Source organism: Micromonospora sp. BS32 (assembly GCF_059089345.1).
The window spans coordinates 1-380 of record NZ_JBSSHR010000175.1; the positions used below are offsets into that span (position 1 = coordinate 1).

Annotated in this window: 1 protein-coding gene; it reads left to right on the top strand. The window is 77.4% G+C overall.

All coding sequences use genetic code 11. From position 1 onward, the window contains the following. Positions 1–130: 130 nt before the first annotated feature. Positions 131–380: PmbA/TldA family metallopeptidase (locus AC5RWQ_RS30780; protein ID WP_494286097.1), on the top strand; the 250-nt coding region annotated here is incomplete at its 3' end.

Here is a 380-nt window from a genome sequence, read left to right on the forward strand (position 1 = left end):
GCTCCCCCGGTCCGACCGCCGGAAGCCGGGGGCGGGCGGCGCGGCGGCGCGGCCGTGGTGTGGGCAAATCCGGCGCGTCCGGCGGGCGGGGCGTGGTTCACTGCGGGCACGCGAAGGAAGGGAAATCGTCGTGCCGCATGAGGTGGATGGGTCGTTCGTGGCGTTGCCGTTGCGTGCGCTGGCCGATGCCGCGCTGGCGAGAGCGCGGGCGCTGGGGGCCGAGCACGCGGACTTCCGGCTGGAGCGGGTGCGCAGCGCGGCGTGGCGGCTGCGGGACGCGCGCCCGGCCGGTTCCTCGGACGTCACGGACCTGGGCTACGCGGTCCGGGTGGTGCACGGCGGGGCGTGGGGCTTCGCCGCCGGGGTGGACCTGACGATGG